The following is an 18,408-nucleotide window of genomic DNA, read 5'->3' as shown; positions in this document are numbered from 1 at the left end:
CTTCGGTATGGGTCAGGACCAAACTATCAATCCTGTCCACGCCCCGACTATGCAGATAAGGAATCAAGGTCCGCTCTGCATTTGCCTGCGAAGACCGCTCCTGCCAAGCTTCCTTGGCTGCAAAATCGACCCGTCCGCCCACATCAATCAGGACCGTCCGCCCCCGCATATCCCGCAAAAAGATGCTGTCCCCCTGCCCGATGTCCACCACCGTCACCTCGTTTTCCAGCGGGTGTTTGGTCATGAAAAATAGCAGAGCGAGGACCAGACTCAGTCCTAGGAACCATTTTTTCTTCCTGTGGAAATCGTAGAGGAGGAAGAGGCTGACCAGCAAGAGCAAGAGGACCAGACCAGACGGTTTGCCCAGTATCCAAGACCGAAATCCCAAATCTGCCACCCAGACAATGATTTTTTCCATAAAAACAAAAAATCCGTTGACCCAAGTCATCTTGACCAGAGGTGACAGGAGAAAAATAACTGACAAACCTGGCAAGAGCAGGACATCAAAGACAAAAGAAAAGGCAAAGGTCAGGAGAATGGACAGGGGTTGAAAGGCATAGAAATAGGTCATAAGCACCGGCAAAATCCCAAGTGAAATACTGAGACTTTCCATCGCAGCCTTTTTGACCTGCCCCAAGTCCTCAAAATCAAAGACCGTCAGCAAGAAAGCATAGGTAAAAGTCAACACTCCTCCTGCTGTCAGTGGAAATCGGGGCAGCATCAGCAGACAGACAAAGACCGTCGCCGCAAAATTATCCAGCTTCCGCAAGCCCATATTACCAAAAATTTTCTGGACCAAAGACCGCACCACTGACACCGAAAAGCCTGTCAAACCAGCATAGACAAGGGAAAAGGGAATCTGCAACTTATCCACCGTTTCCTTGGTCAACCCCAAACGCAACAAAACCCAACGAAACTTGTCGATGAAAAAGCCCACCTGCATACCAGACAGGGCAAAAAGATGAATGATACCTAGACTGGAATAAAGGTCGCTCATCTGGTCAAACTCACTATCCAGCTCCCCAAACAAAAGCCCTGTCATGTAGTGGCTCATGGGAGCCGGAAAATTGGTTTTGACATAGACCAAGGCCTGCCTCCGCCAGCTTGACAGCCAGTCAAAAACATTCCAAGACTGGACAGGAACAATCTTCTTAATCGCCGTTAGCTTGACAGTCCGATAAATACCCTGTGTTTTCAGGTAGGCCTGATAGTCAAAGCCCTTGAAATTCCGCTGACCAGCTGGCAGACTGACCTCTGCTTCCACTTCTAGCTGGACCAGACCTGTCAGCTTTTGAAAATAAGCCTGCTCCTCCTGACTGGCTAATTTGTAGAAAACCTGATAGGTTTGTCCGTCAGCCCGACCTCGAAAGGACAGGCTGGCACCATTGATGTCTATGGTATCTGGAATGACCTGCACAGTCGTTACCTGCTCTGGGGCTGACTGGGCTGCCCGCTCCCATTGGACCTTCTGGCATCCGAAAAACAGACCGCACAGGGCTAGAAGCGGCAGCGTTCTGAGGAAAACTGCCTTACCTTGCCGAAATCCAAAGACCACTAGTAATAAACTCAGCAGGCCCATTGTCAAGAGGGAAAAAGAATGGACTGCAAAGTAGGCCGCCACCACCAAGACTGCCAGGTGAATGGGCTGGCAGGGGAGCTTAATCGACCGTGACATAAGGCCGGATGCTTTCCATGGTCTTGTCGCCGATGCCCGATACATTGTTGAGGTCGTCCACCGACTTGAAGCCACCGTTTGCCTCACGATAAGCGATAATGTCTGTCGCTCGCTTGGCACCGATGCCCGAAATGGTCTGCAGGTCCGCCTCGGTCGCCGTGTTCAGATTGACCAGACTGGTGTTTTTTTCTTCTTGGGACATAGCAGAGCTGGCAGTCGTGCTGGCCACCACCGAGATATTTTCATCCTTGCTGGCCACATAGACCACCGCTTCGTCGCTGAGCTTCTGAGCCAGATTGATAGACTTAGGGTCTGCCTGACTGGTCAAGCCGCCAGCTGCTTCAACTACATCATTAACACGCGCATCAGCTGCTAAAGTGTAGAGTCCTGGCTTTGCTACCGCTCCTTTGACATCGACGACCAGCTGGCTAGACTCCTCACTTACTTCTGTACTGGTTTCCTCGACCAACTCAGAGCTATTAGAGGTTTGTTCGGACTGTGGAAAATCTATCAGTCCTGTTTGATCTGACTTAGCTGGTTGGCTGAATATTAAGAATGTGGTCAGAAGCAAACCTGCAACTGCTGGCAGAGCAATCTGCCACTTGTATTCTTTAAGCATTTCAATATAAGTTTTAATCGTATCCATAAATTACCTCCACCTATATAGTTCGCAAAAAATACAAAAAACCCGCAAGCTGCGAGTTTCATTTACTTATTTTTTATCCAACTGAGTACTTGGTTGCCAGAAGAAGCTGGCGATATAGCTAAAGGCATAGGTCAATCCCAAGATGAGAGCAACCAGCAAAAGAACTGGGATACGATAGATATAAGTCAAGATATTTGGCTTTTTCTTGGTTTGGAAGGATGCCGCATGGTCATCTAAGCGTTTGAACTCAGCCTCGATTCGGCTAGTTACTTCTGCTGTACCTGCATCATCCATACGCTTGATGTCCGAAACATCGATAGGATTTCCAAAAGCCACATCGATTCGCTCACCAGCTAAGAGCCCCTTGATAGTCATGGGACCCACATAGGTAGCTGGCATGAGTTTGACCTTGGCTGACTTGGCAATGACCGCCACACCACCTTTGAGCTCAGATGAATGACGACTTCCTGAAGGAAACATAACCAGCGAACGGTCACTTTTTTTCAACATGTTAACTGGATACTTGATGGCTGCCATACCAGGATTTTCACGGTCAATCGGAAAGGCTCCACATTTTGAAATCCACCAGCCAAACCCACGGTCCTTGAAAAGTTCTTTTTTAGCCATAAAGATGAACTGCTTAGGAGCAGCTGCGTAGCCAAGAAAGACTGGATCCCAGAAGGTTTTGTGCGGAGCGATAAGAATATAATTTTCCTCCTGTGGCAAAATCTTCTCTCTATCATGATAGTGAATATTGCCATTGATGGCCCACAACAAGAATGTTAATAGTGTTCGTAGATAAGAATAAAACATAAACTTCTCCTTTTTCAATCCCTCCTATTATAGCACAAATTTGCGTTAGAACGAAATGTCATATACATTCAAATTTACAATCAAAAAGCCTGTATTTATAGTCTTTTAGTTTACTTTTAGTACTCGCTCCAACTATCTGGGAGAAAGTTGGAGGTTGGAAATAAAGCGAACAAAGTTCGCGTCAGAAGCCGCAGGCATAACTGGAGTTAGGCAAGGCGAGTTCAAACACTCCAGTGGTGTGTTTGAAGTTGGAAATAAGGAAACAAAGTTTCTTCATTCGTCGAAGTAATAAAAGAAAAACTAAATGACGATACAAAGTCCCGACTTGTAAAAACCACTAGATAGGTTTACAATAGAAGCATGATTAAAATTGAACGTGTAGTAGACATCTTAAAAGCGGATGACAACTTCCGCCATATCAAACAGAATAACCAGACTGACAGCACTTGGACGGATGTCCAGTTTGATGCTCTCAGCTATGACAGCCGGACTGTTAGCCCAACGACCCTCTTTTTTGCCAAGGGTTTGGCCTTTAAGAAAGAATTTCTGGAAAAAGCTAACGAGGCTGGGCTGGCTTTTTACGTGTCTGAAATCGACTATGAGGTCGGCATTCCTGCTATCATCGTCCACGACATCAAGCAGGCTATGAGCCTGATTGCCATGGAATTTCATGGTCATCCCCAGAAACAGCTCAAACTCCTGGCCTTCACCGGCACAAAGGGTAAGACAACAGCGGCTTATTTTGCTTTTAACATCCTTAAACAGAGCAAGAAACCTGCCATGCTTTCGACCATGAACACCACGCTGGACGGCAAGACTTTCTTCAAGTCCACCTTAACCACGCCTGAGAGCCTGGACCTCTTTGCCATGATGGCGGAGGCGGTCAAGAACGGCATGACTCACTTGATTATGGAGGTGTCCAGCCAGGCCTATCTGGTCAAGCGGGTTTACGGGCTGACCTTTGATGTCGGCGTTTTTCTCAACATCAGCCCCGATCACATTGGCCCCATTGAGCATCCAACTTTTGAGGACTACTTCTACCACAAGCGTCTTTTGATGGACAATAGCAGAGCGGTTATTGTCAATGCTGGAATGGATCATTTTGAGGTAGTAAAAGACCAAGTCAGCTCCAAAGACCATGACTTTTATGGGCCAACTTCTGAAAACCAGATTAGTCAGTCAGCAGGTTTTGACTTCACAGCGACTGGCAAATTGGCTGGCCATTACGACATCCAGCTGATCGGTGGCTTCAACCAAGAAAATGCCATCGCAGCCGGGCTGGCCTGTCTCCGTTTGGGAGCAAGTCTGGAAGATATTCACGCAGGAATCGCCCAAACCAATGTCCCTGGTCGCATGGAAGTCCTGACCCAGCAAAACGGTGCCAAGGTATTCGTGGACTACGCCCATAACGGCGATAGTGTCAAGAAGCTGATTGATGTCGTCTTAGAGCACCAGACAGGCAAGGTCATCCTAATCCTTGGGGCTCCTGGCAACAAGGGAGAAAGTCGCCGCAAAGACTTCGGTCTTCTGCTCAATGACTATCCGCAGATTGATGTTATCCTGACAGCTGATGACCCCAACCGTGAAGATCCAGCTGCTATCGCTGAACAAATCCGTACCCACATGACCCGTCCAAGCGACTTTATCTTGGACCGGGAAGAAGCCATTCGCACAGCCATGAACCTGACAAACTCTCCTAAGGATGCTGTCATCATCGCAGGCAAGGGGGCTGACGCCTACCAGATTGTCAATGGCGAAAAGGCCGCCTATGACGGTGATTTGGAAGTAGCAAAACAATATTTGTAACATAGGGTCCTTGTTCACAGACAAGGACTTTTTTATAACGATTCTCATTAAATTAAAATTTTCAGAAAACTCTTTGTTTTGGTGAATTTTTTTGATATAATACTGGTCGGAACAAAATATTAATGAATCATATTCTGGAAAGGAGGAGTTTGTGTCTTCTATTCAAGCGGAAAATATCCAAGTCTCTTACGACAATCGGATTATTATTGATGAATTATCAACAAGTATTCCAAAAGGAAATATAACGACGATCATTGGTGCCAATGGCTGTGGAAAATCGACCTTGCTTAAGGCGTTGACAAGGATTATCCCTGTCCAAAAAGGGACTATCTATTTAGATGGACAAGCCATTTCACAACTGCCAACCAAAGAAGTCGCAAAAAAATTGGCCCTGCTCCCTCAGGTCTTAGAAGCGACTGAAGGGATTTCCGTCTATGAACTAGTCTCCTATGGTCGCTTTCCGCATCAAAATGGGCTGGGGCATCTCACAGATCAGGATAGAGAGAAAATCAACTGGGCCTTGGAGGTTACTCAGACCGCTCCCTACGCTAGGTTCCCAGTTGATGATTTATCAGGTGGTCAGAGGCAACGTGTTTGGATTGCGATGGCACTTGCCCAAGATACGGATACCATTTTCTTAGATGAACCAACAACCTATCTTGATCTCAATCATCAATTGGAAGTCTTAGAACTTTTAAAAGAACTGAATCAAAGCCGACAGAAAACTATTGTGATGGTCCTTCACGATGTCAATTTATCAGCTCGATTTTCAGATTATATGATTGCCATGAAAGAGGGAGATATTCGCTACCATGGGTCTGTGTCCAATATTATGACAACTGAGATACTGAGGGACATTTTTAGCATTGAACCTCAATTGATGCAGGTTGCTGGTCAAGATTACCCTATTTTGCTAACTTACGATTTAAAAAAATAATAAGGAGAAAAAATGAAAAAGTTTTTAGCTATTTTTAGTTTATTTGTTGGGCTGGTTTTCTTAACAGCTTGTTCTACCTCTTCCTCTTCAACAGACGTAGAATTGTCTAGCATGCCAAAGATTGAAGGAATTACTTACCACGGTGACATTCCAAAAAATCCTAAAAAAGTTGTCAACTTTGCTTACTCTTACACAGGCTATCTCTTACAATTAGGAATTGATGTATCTAGCTATAGTCTAGATTTAGAAAAAAATAGTCCGGCATTTGGAGACAAACTAAAGGATGTTCCACAATTGACAACGGCAGATACAGAAGCAATTGCCGCACAAAAACCAGATGTCATTCTAGTATTTTCTGGTGATGATAACTTAGAAACACTGAAAGAAATTGCTCCAGTTATTGAAATCACTTATGGAAAGAGTGACTACCTGAAAATGCTGACAGATGTTGGTCAGATTTTTGGAAAAGAAAAGGAAGCACAAGCCTGGTTAGATCAATGGGATAAGAAAGTTGCTACTGCGAAAGAGGAATTGAAAGGATTGATTGATACAAGTTCAACATTTACTGTCATGGACTTCTTCGATAAAAACATCTTCCTTTACGGTAACAACTTTGGTCGTGGTGGAGAATTAGTCTATCGCGCTCTCGGTTTTGCTGCTCCTGCAAAGGTTCAAGAAGACATTATCAGTAAAGAAGGCTGGTTTGGGGTATCTCAGGAAGCTCTTCCAGAATACGTTGGCGACTATGTGCTTGTTAACGTCAATGATAAAACAAAAGAAGCAGCTGCATCTCTCAAAGAAAGTGATATTTGGAAAAATCTACCTGCTGTAAAGAATGGTCACGTCATCGAGGTAGACTACAACCTCTTCTACTTCTCCGACCCGATGTCTTTAGATTTACAAATTGACGCCTTTGTCTCAGCAATTCAAAAACTTCAGTAAAAGGACTGGATATATGAACAAACTAGTGAGTTCTCATTATCCCAAAACAAAGCCAAAGAATATTTGGCTTGTTTTTTTCATCATCTGTCTTTCTTTCATAGCTGGAGGCTATCTTAGTTTACGCTTTGGAGCTATTTCTTATAGCCACCAACAACTGATAGAAACCCTAAAGCATCCACTGACAGATTCTTCCGCTCAGGATGTTATCATCGATTTGCGTTTGCCTAGAATGGTAGCCGCCATCTTGGTGGGAGCTGCCATGGCTCAAGCTGGGGCAATGATGCAAGGAATTACACGCAATCCGATTGCCGATCCTGGCTTATTAGGAATCAATGCTGGCGCAGGACTTGCTCTCATTGTTGCCTATGCTCTATTCGGTGGTTTGCACTACAGTCAAATTTTATTAATATGTTTACTGGGCTCCTATCTGGCAGCCGGCCTAGTCTTTGGTCTAGCTTATCAGGTACAAAAAGGCTACAATCAACTACGTTTAATTTTATCTGGTGCCATGGTAGCAAGTCTATTTTCTGCTATTGGTCAGGCTATTACTATCTACTTTGATTTATCAACTGCAGTGATTGGCTGGCAAGCAGGGGGATTGGTACAGGTAAACTGGAAGATGCTGGCCATCATCGCTCCTCTTATCATCATTGGCCTCATCCTTGCTCAACTCTTTTCGCATCAGCTGACCATCCTGAGTCTCAACGAAACTGTTGCTAAAAATCTAGGGCAACGAACCTTACTGATGACTTTGGTTTTGTTGGGAATTGTCCTTCTACTCTCAGCTTCTGCGGTAGCTCTTGTGGGCTCACTTTCTTTTGTCGGGCTCATTATTCCTCACTTTATCCGCATGTTTACAGGGAAAAATTACAAGCTACTCTTGCCATTAACTGCCTTTGCAGGGGCTAGTTTCCTCATCTGGGTAGATTTGGTTTGCCGTTCTATCAATCCACCTGTTGAAACTCCCATTAGCGCAGTCATCAGTATCATTGGTCTCCCTTGCTTCCTATGGTTGATTAGAAAGGAGAAACACTTTTGATAAGACATCACAACTCTCTAAAAATATTCACATTCCTACTAATCCTTTTATTTGTCATTTTCCTACTTTCCTTATCTATCGGCTATAGCAATTCATCCTTTTCGGATCTCATTGACATCATGAGTGGTCGTGCCAGTTCATCGACTCTACTTATCATTGGGAGAATTCGCTTACCTAGAATAATCGCCTCCATTATCGGAGGGGCTTCTCTGGCTTTAGCGGGTTTGTTGCTACAAACTTTGACCCGCAATCCTCTGGCAGATTCTGGAATATTAGGAATCAACGCAGGAGCTGGTCTTGTTGTGGCACTATTTGTCGGTCTCTCTTCAAAAATCAGCCCTGTCTTATTGAGTCTCATGCCTCTATTTGCTATGATGGGCGGTGGATTAACCATTTTTCTAGTTTACTGGATTGCACGCAAGAAGCTGTACGGCATCCATCCTGCACGCTTAATTATCACGGGAGTTGGAATTTCGAGCATGTTATCTGGTATCATGGTTAGCATCATCAGCCAATTAGATGACTTTAAGATGGAATACATTGTCCAGTGGCTCAGTGGTCGAGTAAATGGTGGAGATTGGAAAACTATCGCAATCTATACTCCTCTTCTTCTCTTGGTATGGCTGGCAACATTTAGTCGAAGTCGCTCACTCAATATTATGAATCTAAACGACCAGACAGCCATGGCTTTGGGACTCCACTTACAGCGTGAAAGACGGATTACCTTGGTATTGGCTACCGCCCTAGCCTCTCTTAGTGTCATTTTAGTTGGTAATACCACCTTCGTTGGTCTCATTGCTGGTCACATTGTGCGCAAATGGTTAGGAAATGACCATCGTGTCATCATTCCAGCTACTATGATAATAGGAAGCTTCATTCTACTTCTAGCGGATACCATAGGACGAGTACTACTTGTCGGAACAGGCATCCCAACCGGCATCATCGTCTCCCTTATCGGCGCTCCCTATTTTCTGTGGTTACTAAAACAAGAAGGCTAGATGACTCCAGCCTTCTTATTATTTTTCTAGGTAAAGTCCAATATCCTCTTTAAGTTTTAATGGACTAGTCGTTGGTAAATAGCGTTTGACCACACGCCCTTGTCTATCCACCAAAAACTTGGTAAAATTCCACTCGATTCGACCTCCTAATAAGGTCGATTTTTCTTTCTTAAGATAGCGATATAGCGGACTAGCTTCAGATCCATTCACAGCAATTTTAGCAAATCGTGGGAAACTTGTTCCATAAGTTAAACTACATGTCTGATTGATTTCTTCATCAGAACCAGGAGCCTGATTTAAAAATTGATTGCAAGGAAAATCGAGCACAACAAAACCTTTGTCTTTATAAATATCATAAAGTTCTTGCAATTCCTTGTATTGAGGTGCCAACCCACAACCTGGCGCCGTATTGACAATCAAAAGCACCTGTCCTTGATAATCAGCCATGGACTGATCTGTTCCATCTTGTTTTTGTACTGTAAAATCATAAATGCTCATTATATATCCTCCTCTAGTCAAAATAAGTAAATAAATGTTCCATTTCATTTGGAGTGAGTTGTCTGTATGCCCCTCGTTCCAAATCCCCCAGCTCAAAACCTCCAAAAGAAATCCGCTTGAGATAAGTGACCTTGACACCATAGGCTAAAAACATCTTTTTGACCTGATGAAACTTACCTTCTGCCAGCTTGATGGTCGCTCTGCTATGGTCCAAAGAAGCCTCCAAAACAGTCAAATCTGCGGGCTGGCAACGGGTGCCGTCCAAAAAGGTAACGCCTGATGCAAAGAAAGTCGGGGCATCCGGACCCAAGGGGCCGTTAACCTCCACATAGTAAACCTTGTCCACATGGTGGCTGGGATGGAGCATACGATAACCGAGCGGACCATTGTTGGTAATGAGGACTAGGCCCTCCGTATCCCTGTCCAGGCGACCGACGGGGTAGAGACCTTCCCTACTGTCTCGCGAAGAAATCAAGTCGATGACTGTCTGATGCTCCTGGTCTGTCACAGCAGAAACGACTCCTGCTGGTTTGTTGAGTAAATAGTAGACCGAGCCTTTTAGCTCGATTTTTCGCCCTGCCACCTGAATCTCTTGGAGTTCAGGATCGACGATTTGACTGAGACTTTGAGCTGCTTGTCCGTTAATCTTGATTTGCTGGGCTTTAAAAAGTTTTTTAACTTGCTTGCGCGAGCCAACTTTGGCTTTCTCTAAACATTTGTCCAATCTCATATCTCTATTCTAGCATAAAACCTAGGTCTTGACTTTGATTGAAAAAAGACTATAATACTAATTAGTGATATGTATACAAATGAAATCCAGTTTGCTTGGATTTCCTACTTTTTATAATAAAGGAGAACTTTATGGGACTTTTACAAGATGGTAAATGGGTGGATCAATGGTATGACACCAAGTCAACTGGTGGCAAGTTTGTCCGTACTGTCACACAATTTCGCAACTGGATTACACCTGATGGACAAGCAGGACCGACAGGTGAGGGTGGTTTTAAGGCTGAATCAGGACGTTACCATCTCTACATTTCTTTGGCCTGTCCTTGGGCTAGTCGGACCTTAATCATGCGAAAATTGAAGGGGCTGGAAGACCATATTTCCCTATCAATCGTCCATCCGCTCATGTTGGAAAATGGTTGGACTTTTGCGGACGGACCTGGTGTGATCAAGGATTCCCTCTTTAACAGCGACTATCTTTATCAAGTTTACTTGAAAGCAGACCCAAATTACACTGGCCGTGTAACCGTCCCTGTCCTTTGGGATAAGGAAACAAATACCATCGTCAGCAATGAATCTGCTGAAATCATGCGCATGTTTAACACTGCTTTTAATGATATTACTGGAAATTACGATGACTACTATCCAGCAAACCTGCAAGCCGAGATTGATGCCATGAATGACTTTGTCTATCCAAACATCAACAATGGCGTCTACAAGGCTGGATTTTCAACCAACCAGGCAGTCTATGAAAAAGAGGTCAAGAACCTTTTTGCCGCCTTGGATAAATTGGAAAAGCATTTGGCAGACAAGGACTATCTGGTGGGCAATCAATTAACGGAAGCAGACCTTCGTCTCTTTACTACATTAGTGCGGTTTGATCCAGTTTACTTTGGGCATTTTAAGTGCAATATCAAGGCCTTGGTTGATTATCCAAACCTATGGAACTATACCAAACGTCTTTACAATCATGCTGGTATTGCAGAAACGGTGGACTTCGACCATATCAAACAACACTACTACGGTAGCCATAAGACCATTAACCCAACAGGTATTGTCCCAGTCGGCCCTGACTTGGACTGGACACTTGAAAACTAAAGACACATATGTTATAATCATTGTGCTTAAAAGTTCGGTAAAGTTAAGCATAAAGTAAAACACCCACAGTTGCCGCCATGGGTGTTTTTTTGTGCTTGCTCAAGGCACGCAGGCTAAGTGACGATCATTTAGTTTACTTTTAGTACGAGGCAACGAGCTGAAGGCTGTACTAAGGTACGGCAAAGCGAGTTAACGAAGTAATAAAAGGAAAAATAAATGATTGATTGTCGCTTTTGTTTTGCCACTTACAAATTAGCCACTCCGCAATAAGTTCTGCAACTACGCTGACTAACAACGGTAGCAAAACAAATTCGGTAAAGTATTGTAGCATAAAGTCTCACCTCCCAACTTGCGCTGTTTAGTGATTGCGACTTAGATATTATACCCTAAAATGAATAAACCATGCTATTATAAACAAGTTTTTATCCACTCATGAAACAACTATTAAATAGCTCCTACAGATATTTTCCACGATTTTCAGAACATCAGTTCCAAAAATAACTGGTTTGCTCCCTCACAATTTCTGTGGTATAATATTTCAGATTTTCAGAAAGAGGAGATTAACATGTCTGACATTAAGGCAAAACGTGTATCCAACTATGAATTGTTTTATGATTTGGTCTTTGTCCTTGCTACTTCTTCACTGACGGGCTTGCTACATGGTGACCATATCGGTTTCAAGGAGATTGTCACCTTTATCACTGCTAATTTGATTATCATGACCTTGTGGATGAATGAAACTATCTATCTTAATAAATATGGCGAACGAGATTTTCTGGATATTTTCACCATTATTCCATCCATGTATCTGATTGGTAACATGTCACTCAACTTCAGCAATGATTTTGAAAAAACAGCTCTGCCATTTAATGCCTTCTTGACCCTGTCTTATATCCTCATCTTCCTGCAATACTATCTGAGAGGAAGACGGATTGGCTTTAATGAGGACATTAAGGCAACCTTGCAGATGTTAGCCTCTTATATTGCTATCTTTGCTGGTGCAACCATTTTAGTCGTTTTCAAGCTCTGGACCAACGATGAGAGAATGTTGATTGTCTATATCATTCCCTTCTTGATTTCCTTTTTCTTTCAAAAGAGAATAAGTCATGACCCCATCAACTTTCCACACATGGTGGAACGCTGTCAGCTGATTACCATTATCACCTTCGGTGAAACAGTCATTGCCATTATCAAAAATTATCCGCTACTAGACTTGGCTCTGGAAGGAATTTTGCTTTTCTTCGCTATGGCGACCCTTTTCATCTTCTACATTTCCCAAACCTACCTATCCATTGATCATCACCATAAGGCAGATGTGACCGTTTTGCTCTATGCCCACTTGGTGATTGTCCTTGGTTTAAATTTCTTCACCGTGGCAATGGAGCTATTCCCTAGCCATCACAATGATTTGGCCTTGCCCATGCTGGTTGTAGGAAACTTACTTTTCTACGGAGGCATCCTTTCGACTTCCTTCTATAATCAACAAATTCACCAAGTTGGTAGAAAAGGACTGTTCATCTACGGTCTGATTTTAGTGATTGGAAATGTTGCCTTACTGCTAGCTGGACATGCAAACCTACTCATCTTTATTATCCTCAACCTGCTCTCGCATGCCATGGTCGCCTATCATGTCATTCGTTTCCGAAAAGCTCGTCAGAGTTTGATTGGGGAAGAGGTATAAAAATAAACCACAACAGACCGTTCTAACGGCTTAAAACTGTTGTGGTTTTTAACTCTTATTTTGTCAATTTACTTGCTGCGGCTTGGTCGAGGATAAGAACGACATCGTCATGGTTTTGGAGGACGCTTGCTGGAACTTCCTCCGTCACAGGACCTTCCACAGTCGCCTTAATGGCGTCAGCTTTTTCCTGACCATAAGCCATGAGGACAATGGTCTTGGCTGATAAGATGTTGGCGATGCCCATTGAGATAGCTTGTTTTGGTACATCTTCTGGATTGTCAAAGAAGCGTGCATTGGCTTCGATGGTTGATGGCGCCAATTCAACCAGATGGGTCTGACCATCAAATGGAGCACCTGGTTCGTTGAAACCGATATGGGCGTTGCGACCGATACCCAAAATTTGGAAATCAACTGGATGTTCAGCCAGAATTTTATTGTAACGCTCTGTTTCAGCAGCTACATCTGTCGCCAAACCATTCGGTAAATAAGATTGTTTAAACGGTTTGTCATTGAAAAGATTTTCCTTCATAAAATGGATATAGGATTGGTCGCTCTCCTCACCTAAACCAACATACTCATCCAAGTTTACAGATGTCACATCCGAAAAGTCTAAATCCGACTCACGAATCAATCTGTAAAATTCTAACGGACTGGAGCCTGTTGCCAAACCTAATACCTTGGCACCTCCGTTCAATTTTTCTCTCAAAATATCTAATGCTACACTTGCTCCTTCAACTTGATTGTTTACTACATGAATTTTCATAGCGCACCTCTTTGGTCTATACCATTTCTTATTTTTCTTTATTATATGGTATAGACCAATTTTTGTCAAGAATTTATACTTATAGAGTATTACATCAACACGAATAATTTTAATTCTCTTCCCATCCATCAAGACTTAAGTGTCTAACTATGATATAATACATTTATGACAGATGTGCTTTTTTACTTATTTTTTATTGGTATTCTGTTCTGCCTTACTGGCTATTTTATTTCTAAATCAAAGGTCCTAAAGTTTATTTTCTACCTGATTGGTAGTTTATTGGTGGCTTTGCCATTTGCCCTATTGATTTATTTTACCTATATTTTATTTTAGTCTAAGGAGTGAATATGAATACTGCAGATTTTGATTTTGATTTACCCGAAGAGCTTATCGCTCAAGTTCCCCTTGAAAAGCGCGACAGCTCTAAACTATTGATCCTCGACCGCGAAAAACGGAGCATGGTTGACAGTCACTTTGACCATATCATCGACCAGCTGAATCCCGGTGATGCTCTGGTCATGAACAATACACGTGTTCTGCCTGCCCGTCTCTATGGCTACAAACCTGAAACTATGGGACATGTTGAGCTTTTGCTTTTGAAAAATACCCAAGGTGATCAGTGGGAAGTTCTTGCCAAACCAGCAAAACGTCTGAAAGTCGGTACCACAGTCGCTTTTGGTGACGGACGATTAACTGCTACTATCGTAGAAGAATTAGAACACGGTGGAAGAATTGTTGAATTCTCCTATGAAGGTATCTTCCTTGAAGTCTTGGAAAGCCTAGGCGAAATGCCACTTCCTCCTTACATTCATGAAAAATTAGAAGACCGTGAACGCTATCAAACAGTTTATGCCAAGGAAAACGGTTCTGCCGCAGCTCCAACTGCTGGACTACATTTCACCCAAGAGTTACTCGAAAAAATCGAAGCTAAAGGAGTGAAACTAGTCTATTTGACTCTTCACGTTGGGCTTGGGACCTTCCGACCAGTCTCTGTTGATAACGTTGATGAGCATGAAATGCACTCGGAATTCTATAACCTATCAGCAGAAGCTGCTCAAACCCTCAATCAGGTCAAAGAGAGCGGTGGTCGTATCGTCGCAGTCGGCACGACATCCATCCGCACCCTCGAAACCATCGGTAATAAATTTGATGGCCGTTTGGAAGCTGATTCTGGTTGGACAAATATCTTCATCAAACCTGGCTACACCTTCCGAATCGTTGATGCCTTCTCAACCAATTTCCACCTACCAAAATCTACTTTGGTTATGCTAGTTTCTGCCTTTGCAGGTAGAGAATTTACGTTAGATGCCTATAAACATGCTGTTGAAGAACGCTACCGCTTCTTTAGTTTTGGGGATGCAATGTTTATTCAATAGGCTGTTATCACCAAATTATTCTGAGTTCAGATTTTATTTTCCTTACATCTCAAGGAGGGCCCTATGAATAAGATTGAAAGTCGCCATCAGCTGATCCTGTCTCTAATCATGGAGAAGAAAATACACACCCAGCAGGAATTGCAAGAATTACTAGAGGTCAACGGAGTCTCCGTCACACAATCTACCCTCTCCCGTGACATCAAGATGCTCAATCTTGTCAAAGTCAACGAAGATGATTCTTCTCACTATGTCATCAACCCCATTGCTCCTACTCGCTGGGAAAAACGACTGCGACTCTATATGGAAGATGCTTTGGTCATGCTAAAACCTATCCAACATCAAGTGGTTCTCAAGACCCTACCTGGATTGGCTAACTCATTCGGTTCTATTTTGGATGCCATGGAGATTCCTCAAATTGTAGCAACCGTCTGCGGTGACGATGTCTGTCTCATCATTTGTGAAGATGTCGAGGGGGCACAAGCTTGCTTCGAGCACTTGAAACAGTTTACTCCACCATTTTTCTTTAGTAAATTATAAGCCTGGGCTCAAACCCAGGACCACTACTCAGAGTTCGTGTCAACATCTCAGCGCAGTGGTTGATTGGCAGATTTGTTCGTGTTTTACACTCCAAATCTGGCCTAATCAACTGTGCGGGGGGTGGGAAGACGAACTCTTTTATCTTGGTCGAGTTCTTTCCCACTCCCATTAATTTTTCGCAACAAATATGCTATAATAATTTAAGTATCCATAAAGGAGTAATGAATATGAAAAGTTGTTGGCAAGAGTTGCAAATTGCTGCAACAACAGATCAACGTACTATAAAATTAGCATACGCTGAACGGATTAAAAAGGTCCATCCTGAAGAAGACCCCGAAGGTTTTAAACGCCTACAGCATGCTTATAAAGCAGCCTTACAATACGCTAAGCAAGCAAGACCAAAGCCAAAACAAACATTTACTGAGTTTGGAGAACAAAGTAACCTTGAAAATCAGCAGAGTGCGACATCGTTCGATTTCTTTGATGATCGCAACGAGAATAAAACTGAAGATATTTCTCATTCCACTTTTGATTTCTCTACTTTCTCACATTCGGAAGAAATTCCCGAACAGGAAGCAAGCGAACAAACTATCGCTGCCAACAACCAACTATTTGAAAATACCAACTTTGTAGACAATATAATAACTGCCTGCAAAAACTCCCCTTACTACCATCTTCTATATCAAATTTTACTTTCCGATGAATTCAATTTCCATATCAGAGATATAGAAATACAAAAGCAACTAATTGCTGAACTCAGTCAGCTTACTTTTTACGGGGAAGAATTTGAACGCAAAAAGGTCATTGAGCAGTGTGAACTACTGGGATTAGATGAACTAGCTCTTTATCTATCACAAGATAAACAAAAGCAATTAGAAGATCAATTTAGTACCGATACAGAATCAATAGCACTAGCAGCAGAAGAGTATCTAGGAAAATTATTGTCTTCTCTCGAATTGGTAAGCGATTTTTATTTACTATTGAAAGCCTTTCGCAGTGATGACTTCCGCTATTTTGTAGCCAATGAACAATTCTGTAACAAACTAACAGCCCATCTTTTAAACTACTACTTCTTTGGCCCTTGGGAACACCGTATTGAACTTGTTCAACTCTGTCAAAATTATGGTTTAAATGAACTGGCTGGATACATTTATTGGATAGGATTAAATAATCCTGAGACTCAAAAAGGTTTATCAACGGAGAGATTAGTATGATTATTGGAATCGATTTAGGAACAACAAATTCACTAGTTGCAACATGGCGTAATAATAAGGTAGAACTCATTCCCAACAATTTGGGCGATTTCTTAACACCTTCTGTAGTCGGTTTATCTGACAACGGAGATATCATCGTAGGAAAATTTGCTAAAGAACGGTTGATGAGTCATCCTCATCTTACACAATCAAGATTCAAACGCCTAATGGGAACTGGGAAAAAATTGCCTCTAGGTGATCAGATGTATCTACCTGAGGAGCTTAGCGCCTTCATATTGAAAAAATTGATTGAAGATGCCGAAGAATTTCTAGGTGAAAAGGTTGATGAAATTATTGTCAGCGTCCCTGCCTATTTCAGCGATGATCAGCGCGCAGCAACAAAAATTGCTGGTCACTTAGCAGGTGTCAAAATTGAACGAATTATCAATGAACCATCTGCTGCCGCCCTTGCTCTCCACCACAGTCGAGAAGAAGATGCCACTTATATGATTATTGACTTCGGTGGGGGAACACTCGACATTTCAATTGTTGATGCTTTTGCCAATGTTATTGAAATCGTATCGGTTGCTGGAGAAAACCACTTAGGTGGGGAAGACTTCACTCAACAAATTGTTGAAGACTTCATCCAAAATCTTCCTTATAAAAAATCAGACTTGTCTGACGAGGTAATGGGATTTCTTTACCAGGAAGCTGAAAAAGCAAAATTGGCCCTCAATAAGGAAGATAGCGTTCGAATGTCTGTAAACATCAACGATAGTCTTCATGTGTATAAATTAACCAAGGAACGATATGTGGAGATTTGTCGTTTTCTCCTTGCAAAAATGAATGCCCCTATTCAAAATGCCCTACGAGATGCCCAGATACATGCTGAAGACTTGACCGATGTCATCCTAGTTGGCGGCTCAACTAAAATGAAACTCATTCAAGACTATCTAATTTTTCTGCTCAAACGTCCCATCTCCGTTAAAGTTGATCAGGATAAAGCCGTAGCTATGGGGTGTGGTATTGTAACAGGTATTAAAAAACGTGACAAGGGTATCAAAGATGTTGTGTTAACAGACATTTGTCCTTTTACATTAGGAACTGCCATTGTTGGAAATGTCTTCTCACCCATAATAGAAAGAAATACAACACTTCCTGCCTCCTACGTCGAACGCTACTGGACGAATGAATTAGGGCAACAACATGTTCTATTTACCATTTATCAAGGAGAAAACTACCAAGCCGACACCAATCTTCTTCTCGGTTCCTTGGATATTCCAATCCCTGTAAATCATGAAGAACATGAAGCAATAGACTGCCGCTTCTCTTATGATATAAACGGTATTCTCGATGTAGATATTACCGTTCTATCTACCGGAAAAGTGTACAACAAAACAATACTACGTGATCGACAACAGCTATCCGCCGAAGAAATATTGGAAAAAAGAGCAAAACTAGCTTCTTTGAAAATCCATCCTCGAGATAGTGAACATTACCAATTATTACGAGCACGCGCAGAACGTCTATTCCGGACCCTATTAGCCGAACAGCGTGATTATTTGATGAACTGTATTCAGCGATATGAAAAAGTGATTGAGACCCAAGATGCAAAACGCATCGCGAAAGCTAACAAAATATTTGAAAACCAGCTAGATGGACTAGAGGAAAGTTGGTAGG

General features: G+C 42.6%; 16 protein-coding genes and 1 pseudogene. 11 read left to right on the top strand and 6 right to left on the bottom strand.

Annotated elements, in window-relative coordinates:
- Position 1 precedes the first annotated feature (1 nt).
- From ODU41_RS03085 to ODU41_RS03075, 3 genes and pseudogenes are all read right to left on the bottom strand, one after another.
- Positions 2-1,675: pseudogene (locus ODU41_RS03085) on the bottom strand (ComEC/Rec2 family competence protein); the annotation flags it as partial.
- Positions 1,659-2,321, bottom strand: a complete 663-nt coding sequence (locus ODU41_RS03080; RefSeq protein ID WP_398578634.1) for a helix-hairpin-helix domain-containing protein — start codon at positions 2,319-2,321, stop codon at positions 1,659-1,661. The gene ODU41_RS03080 and the pseudogene ODU41_RS03085, both read right to left, overlap by 17 nt.
- Positions 2,322-2,387: 66 nt before the next feature.
- Positions 2,388-3,134 (bottom strand): 1-acyl-sn-glycerol-3-phosphate acyltransferase, encoded by a 747-nt coding sequence (locus ODU41_RS03075; protein ID WP_024407568.1) that lies wholly within the window; start codon positions 3,132-3,134, stop codon positions 2,388-2,390.
- Positions 3,135-3,494: 360 nt separating this feature from the next.
- On the opposite strand from ODU41_RS03075, the gene ODU41_RS03070 reads away from it, so the two are divergent.
- The 5 genes from ODU41_RS03070 to ODU41_RS03050 all read left to right on the top strand — a co-directional run bounded on the left by ODU41_RS03070 (position 3,495) and on the right by ODU41_RS03050 (position 8,856).
- On the top strand, positions 3,495-4,940 hold the full coding sequence (locus ODU41_RS03070; RefSeq protein WP_074414563.1) for a UDP-N-acetylmuramoyl-L-alanyl-D-glutamate--L-lysine ligase: 1,446 nt from the start codon (positions 3,495-3,497) through the stop codon (positions 4,938-4,940).
- Positions 4,941-5,091: 151 nt separating this feature from the next.
- Positions 5,092-5,877, top strand: coding sequence for an ABC transporter ATP-binding protein (locus ODU41_RS03065; RefSeq protein ID WP_074391489.1), 786 nt, complete (start codon positions 5,092-5,094; stop codon positions 5,875-5,877).
- 12 nt (positions 5,878-5,889) lie between these two features.
- A complete protein-coding gene (locus ODU41_RS03060) occupies positions 5,890-6,819 on the top strand; it encodes an ABC transporter substrate-binding protein (RefSeq protein WP_398578633.1) in 930 nt (309 codons plus the stop codon).
- A 13-nt stretch (positions 6,820-6,832) separates the two neighbouring features.
- Positions 6,833-7,858, top strand: coding sequence for an iron ABC transporter permease (locus tag ODU41_RS03055; RefSeq protein WP_074391491.1), 1,026 nt, complete (start codon positions 6,833-6,835; stop codon positions 7,856-7,858).
- The gene (locus ODU41_RS03050) at positions 7,855-8,856 is read left to right on the top strand and encodes an iron ABC transporter permease (protein ID WP_074391492.1); all 1,002 of its coding nucleotides are present in this window, start codon (positions 7,855-7,857) and stop codon (positions 8,854-8,856) included. Before ODU41_RS03055 ends, ODU41_RS03050 begins: the two co-directional genes overlap by 4 nt.
- Positions 8,857-8,874: 18 nt before the next feature.
- Here ODU41_RS03050 and ODU41_RS03045 read toward each other — a convergent pair whose 3' ends face one another.
- Together ODU41_RS03045 and ODU41_RS03040 are read right to left on the bottom strand one after the other, a co-directional pair.
- Positions 8,875-9,354, bottom strand: a complete 480-nt coding sequence (locus ODU41_RS03045; protein ID WP_074391493.1) for a glutathione peroxidase — start codon at positions 9,352-9,354, stop codon at positions 8,875-8,877.
- 13 nt (positions 9,355-9,367) lie between these two features.
- Positions 9,368-10,084 carry a pseudouridine synthase gene (locus tag ODU41_RS03040; RefSeq protein WP_074391494.1) on the bottom strand — a complete coding sequence of 239 codons (717 nt, stop codon included), beginning with the start codon at positions 10,082-10,084 and terminating at the stop codon, positions 9,368-9,370.
- Positions 10,085-10,215: 131 nt separating this feature from the next.
- Between ODU41_RS03040 and ODU41_RS03035 the strand changes: the two genes are divergently transcribed.
- Together ODU41_RS03035 and ODU41_RS03030 are read left to right on the top strand one after the other, a co-directional pair.
- Positions 10,216-11,178, top strand: a complete 963-nt coding sequence (locus ODU41_RS03035; protein ID WP_074391495.1) for a glutathione S-transferase family protein — start codon at positions 10,216-10,218, stop codon at positions 11,176-11,178.
- Positions 11,179-11,743: 565 nt separating this feature from the next.
- The gene (locus ODU41_RS03030) at positions 11,744-12,859 is read left to right on the top strand and encodes a low temperature requirement protein A (protein ID WP_074391496.1); all 1,116 of its coding nucleotides are present in this window, start codon (positions 11,744-11,746) and stop codon (positions 12,857-12,859) included.
- Between the two features lie 55 nt (positions 12,860-12,914).
- On the opposite strand, the gene ODU41_RS03025 is transcribed toward ODU41_RS03030, so the two are convergent.
- The gene (locus ODU41_RS03025; protein WP_141599050.1) at positions 12,915-13,622 is read right to left on the bottom strand and encodes a glucosamine-6-phosphate deaminase; all 708 of its coding nucleotides are present in this window, start codon (positions 13,620-13,622) and stop codon (positions 12,915-12,917) included.
- 347 nt (positions 13,623-13,969) lie between these two features.
- Here ODU41_RS03025 and queA point away from each other — a divergent pair, with 347 nt between their 5' ends.
- From queA to ODU41_RS03005, 4 genes are all read left to right on the top strand, one after another.
- The gene (gene queA / locus ODU41_RS03020) at positions 13,970-14,998 is read left to right on the top strand and encodes a tRNA preQ1(34) S-adenosylmethionine ribosyltransferase-isomerase QueA (protein WP_029171845.1); all 1,029 of its coding nucleotides are present in this window, start codon (positions 13,970-13,972) and stop codon (positions 14,996-14,998) included.
- Positions 14,999-15,061: 63 nt separating this feature from the next.
- Positions 15,062-15,535: an arginine repressor gene (locus ODU41_RS03015; RefSeq protein WP_002941715.1), complete on the top strand. Its 474-nt coding sequence runs from the start codon at positions 15,062-15,064 to the stop codon at positions 15,533-15,535.
- A 227-nt stretch (positions 15,536-15,762) separates the two neighbouring features.
- A complete protein-coding gene (locus ODU41_RS03010; RefSeq protein ID WP_172065150.1) occupies positions 15,763-16,749 on the top strand; it encodes a hypothetical protein in 987 nt (328 codons plus the stop codon).
- Positions 16,746-18,407, top strand: a complete 1,662-nt coding sequence (locus tag ODU41_RS03005; protein WP_024411622.1) for an Hsp70 family protein — start codon at positions 16,746-16,748, stop codon at positions 18,405-18,407. The genes ODU41_RS03010 and ODU41_RS03005 overlap by 4 nt, the downstream gene beginning before the upstream one ends.
- Position 18,408: the final 1 nt, after the last annotated feature.

The sequence above is a fragment of the Streptococcus sp. 2022WUSS083 genome (genome assembly GCF_044427155.1).
GTDB classification, from domain to species: Bacteria; Bacillota; Bacilli; order Lactobacillales; family Streptococcaceae; genus Streptococcus; species Streptococcus hashimotonensis.
This window is presented reverse-complemented; position numbering and strand designations above follow the sequence as displayed.